General features: G+C 69.7%; 4 protein-coding genes and 1 rRNA gene. 3 read left to right on the forward strand and 2 right to left on the reverse strand.

What is annotated here, in order from left to right:
* Window positions 1-98, forward strand: a 5S ribosomal RNA gene (rrf, locus tag V7E46_RS32655); the annotation flags it as partial.
* A 323-nt stretch (window positions 99-421) separates the two neighbouring features.
* Entirely contained in the window at window positions 422-1,144 is a 723-nt protein-coding gene (locus tag V7E46_RS32660) for a DUF6192 family protein (RefSeq protein ID WP_333771792.1), read from the forward strand.
* Here V7E46_RS32660 and V7E46_RS32665 read toward each other — a convergent pair.
* On the reverse strand, window positions 1,085-1,720 hold the full coding sequence (locus tag V7E46_RS32665; protein ID WP_333771793.1) for a hypothetical protein: 636 nt from the start codon (window positions 1,718-1,720) through the stop codon (window positions 1,085-1,087). The genes V7E46_RS32660 and V7E46_RS32665 overlap by 60 nt on opposite strands.
* A 318-nt stretch (window positions 1,721-2,038) precedes the next feature.
* Between V7E46_RS32665 and V7E46_RS32670 the strand changes: the two genes are divergently transcribed.
* Entirely contained in the window at window positions 2,039-3,658 is a 1,620-nt protein-coding gene (locus V7E46_RS32670; RefSeq protein WP_333771794.1) for a helix-turn-helix domain-containing protein, read from the forward strand.
* Window positions 3,659-3,674: 16 nt separating this feature from the next.
* Here the strand turns inward: V7E46_RS32670 and V7E46_RS32675 are convergent, their stop codons facing one another.
* Window positions 3,675-4,037, reverse strand: coding sequence for a hypothetical protein (locus V7E46_RS32675; protein WP_333771795.1), 363 nt, complete (start codon window positions 4,035-4,037; stop codon window positions 3,675-3,677).
* Window positions 4,038-4,447 lie beyond the last annotated feature (410 nt).

Here is a 4,447-nt window from a genome sequence, read left to right on the forward strand (position 1 = left end):
GGGAAACGCCCGGTTACATTCCGAACCCGGAAGCTAAGCCTTTCAGCGCCGATGGTACTGCAGGGGGGACCCTGTGGGAGAGTAGGACACCGCCGAACAATTATTGATGGAGCGTCAGCCCCCGTGCTTTGCACGGGGGCTGACGCTTTTTTGCGTTGATAGCCGCGCGGCCGTCTCGCGCGGCGGGTCTGGTCGACCAGCGTGGCCGTCGCCCGGTCGAGCAGGTCGCACAGGGCCGCGTGCTCGGCGGAGCTGATGGTGTCGGACAGCTGCCGTTCCAGGACGTTGATCTCCTGGTGGGCGTGGTCGAGCTGGGCGGTGCCGGCCGCGGTGAGGCGGGCGACCAGGACCTTCGCGTGCATCGGGGACGCCTCGCGGTGGATCAGGTCCTTGTTCTGCAAGGTGGCTGGAGGTCGAACCGATGCGGGGCCGCGGCGGGTCGGCCCCGGCCGAGGAACTGTTCACGGTCAGGGACTCCCTGCACCGCCTGGCCGAGGACATCGCCGTGTCCTACCGCACGGTGGAGGGCGCCCGCTGGGCCGCGTCGAAGTGGCCGGCCGAGCACCGGGTGAAGGGGGTGTCGTTCACGATCCACCGGACGCCGGCCGGTATCTCCGACCCGGAGGAGCGATTCGCCGCGGTGCTCACCCCGCCCGAGGGCACTGCCCGGTGGACACCGGACGAGGCCAGCCGGCGGGTCGGGCGCCAGGTCGCCAAACCAGTCACCCCGCAGGAGAAGATCAGCGCGATCCACACGCTGGCGAAGGACGATGAGGTCGCCGCGGCGGTCACCGGCGACCTGCTGCGGCGACCGTCGGTGGTCGCGCAGGTCAGGGACGAGGACAAGGTCCGTGCGGTGGCCGAACTGACCCGCGAGGACCAGGTCGCGGCCGCGGTCGCCCCGGGTTTCCTGCGACGCCCGGCCGGTGGCAGTTCGGGCGCACCGGTATCCAAATCACCGCCTCGCCGTGGGCGCCGCCAGGCGTGGCGCGACAGCGCCCTGCCCCCGCACTCAGGTGCCGGGAGCACGGCACTGCCGCGCGGTCGGGCGGCTCCGGGCCGCCGGGGCTTCGGAAGCAGGCACTCAGGGGCAGACGGGCACCACAGCCGAGTTGGAGCCGGTGTAAACGAGTGCGTCGGGTAGCCACTCGCCGGCTGAGCCGTCGTTGTCGAGCGTGAGCCGGTCCCAGTAGTTCTCCGTGCCGTAGGGACCGGTGACGTAGGTGCCCGTGCGGTAGCAGGTGATCTCCACCTTGTTGCCCGGCGCTATGTACTCGGCGGTTGCGTTGTTGTCACCCGGCCCGGTGCGGACAGCGAGGGTGTTGGACCCGATGGTGGTTCCGGGGACCGCCGCGCAGCGCGGAACGATGGGGGAGTTGGAGCCGGTGTAGACGTCCGCGTCCGGCACGAAGTGCCCAGGGTCGCCGACCGACAGCATGTCCCAGACGTTCTCCGACCCATATGGACCGGAAACGGTGTCGCCGATCAGGTAGCAGGAGATCCAGATGTCGGTGCCGTTGTTGAGCCCGTAAGTCGTGCTGGAATTGTAGGGGGCCATGGCCACGGGCGTGTAGTCGACGATGGTGTGCACGGCAGCAGCGCTTGCGGTGGTCGTGCTCAGGATGCCGGCGGTCAGGCTTCCGGTCACGAGGACGCCGGCGGCGGCCAGCGTGCGGATGTGGCGGGCGGGCTTCCAGAACCTGAGCAGTCTGGTGATCACGACGGGTTGCCTCCTGTAGGGGTGGGCCGATTGCGGACGCTGCGCAGTGGGTGCCCGCAACTTCGGCCGCGTTGCTGGATAGATCTGTTGTAGGTGCGGGGAACTTCGCCAGCCGTGACGTTCCGCGCTGTCAATCGCCGTGCAACGGCCGTTGTGACTTCCCTGCGGGAGTGCTAAGAGCCGCGGATCTCGGGCCACTCCTAATACGTCATGCATCGCATCGGAATGTCCGGAAAACCTCTCACCGCTGGGAGGAAGTGGGACCACAGTGAGGGGTCCCAGGTTGCCCGGGCGGGATGGCGCTCATCCGGGGGGATCATGGCGCGAACGGCGGCCGTGCCAGCGTTCATCGGCTGGACGGCCTGGCAGGTACAGGCAGGCTGGCTCTTGAGGGCACATCGTGTATGCCATGCCGATCCGGTGCTGCACCGGGTGACAGGATTCGCCCGTGTCTACAGCGAGGGTCGGATCCACGCGGGAGGTGTGTCGTCCAGCTCCGTGTCGCGGTGGGAGACGGGCCGGGTGCCGGTGACCGCCGCGGCCGTCCGTCGCTACGAGGATGTCCTTGGTCTGAGCCCGCATCGTCTGCTGGCGCCGATCCAGACCATCGCCCGTCATGAGGGGGGGCCGACGGCGGATCTGTTCTTGCGCGGGGGTGAGGGTACTCGACCTCTTGAGGCGTCTGTGGCCACGCCGGAGCCGCTGCTTGACCGTGTGCTGGACAGCGGCGTGCTCACGGGCACTGACTGGGACGACTTGACGCGATGGGCGGCTTACGGCAGCGGGCGTGTCTCCCCGGGCCGGGTTCGGCACTTGGTCGCTCGGCGCCTGCTGGAGGAGACCTTAGTGGCCAGCGGCGTCTCGTGGATGCGCCGTTTCGAGGCCTTGAATCGGCTGCTCGCCGATCCCTTGTGGGGGCCGGAGACCATTGCCGCATGTACCGAGATCGCGGAGCAGCCCGAGCATGCCGGCCTGATCGAGGTGGTCTGCGCGCTGGATGCCAGCCCCCATCCAGACGCTGGGCGAGGGGTGCTGCGTCAACTCACCGACCCCACCACCGCTGACACGCAGTACGGCGCCCTGCTGGCCGCCGCGCGCAAGGTCCGGAAGCACCACTTCACCGCCAGCCAGACGCGGACCTTGGTGGAGGTGGTGGACGGGGTGCTGACCGGACCGCGCTTGACCCATTCGTCGTCGATCACTGAGGCCGCAACGGTTCTCCTGCACCGATTACCGCTTTCCGCTGCCTATGCTGCGCGACTGACCGCTTCGGCCGCCGAGCAGGGGCCGACCGCCCGTTCCATCGTGACGCACGGCTCGATCGCTGACCCTTCTACTGCAGCGGTCACCGTCGCCCGGGTTCTGGCCCGGCTGGACGATGACACCCCGGCGCATCCCGCCGACGTTCTGGACGCCCTCGTCGACGACCTGCTGCACCACCCGATCGCAGACGCACGTCTCTACGCGGCGATGATGCTGAACGCCAGCCCGTACGGTGCACGGATCGCCGCGGCCCTGGCCGCGGAGCTGAGGCGGCCGGAGACCGCGCGCTCGGAGGCGCGCGCGGTTCCGCTTCTGCACGCCCTGCGCGTCCTGGGCGGGCCCGGCCAGCGTGCTCGGGTCGCCGAACTTACACTGGCCCCCGGCTTGCCCAAGACCGTCTCGATCGCGGCCGTCCACGCCTTGGCGCACATCGAGGGACACAGCCCGGAGAGCTACTGGCGCGCGGTCTTCCACCAGAACCTGGGAGCCGCGCACGGAGCTGCTGAGCAGCATCATGTCCTCAAGCGCCTTGTGTACGGCTTCGCGATGGCCGGAGAGCTCGACCTGCTCATGCGCCTGGTTGCCGAGCAGCGTCCGCGCGCCGTTCGCGCCGCACATTTCTCCCAGTGGTGGACGAGCCTGGACCGTCACGTTCGTGACAGCGCTCGCCACTAGTCCTCCTTCGGCGAGCTCAACTCCGAGGCGCGGCGAAGCCGGCTGCGGTCCGTTTGCACACCGCCTGCTCGTCTCGCTCTCGCCGCAGCCTCTGGAACTGGTCATGCAGAGCGGCCCAGGCCGAGGGCGACTTCGGTTCGCTGACCTCGGTGCCGTCCCACCGTGGGCCGGGTAGGAAGAGGGCGTCGCAGCGCTTGGCCAGGTCGCGTTCGTCGTCTGCGAGCAGCCACCAGGTGGCGTTCTCGGGGTAGGCGAGTTCACTGTCGGCGTCCAGGTGCGTGATCTGGTCGTGGGCGTGCAGGTGGGCCAGTCGCACGCCCCACCAGCGGCTGCTCTGGTGGCTGAGCGACTGGGGCCGCGGGCGAAGTCGTACGCGCACGGGTCGTCCTCCCCAAGCCGTTCGAATCCTGACCTGGCAGAACACCCCATGGACCTTTGGGAACAGGCACTTATGCGGGGGCTTTCGGTGCTGGCGTACAGCAGCAGTCTGCTGAGCCGGACGCATCCCGCGCGGCTGGCGGGCGCCGGGTGTTGGAGCTGCTGGCCGCGGGGCGTGTCCGGGTCGGTCTCGGGGCCGGGTTCCCGCTCGACGGCGTCGCCGGCGCTGTCGCCGGCCTTGCGGCCGGGGTAGCGGCTCCCGGTAAGACGCTGCTGCGGGTGGCCTGACCGGCCCCCGGGGCCCGGTCGCGGGGCCTGGCCGGGGTGAGGTCAGGGCAGGCGGCGCACGCTTTGGCGGAGGACCGTGTGGGTGCCCAGGAGGTGGCGGGACTGGGTGGTGCTGCGGGGGGC

This window comes from Streptomyces sp. IBSBF 2435, from assembly GCF_036815005.1.
GTDB lineage: Bacteria > Actinomycetota > Actinomycetes > Streptomycetales > Streptomycetaceae > Actinacidiphila.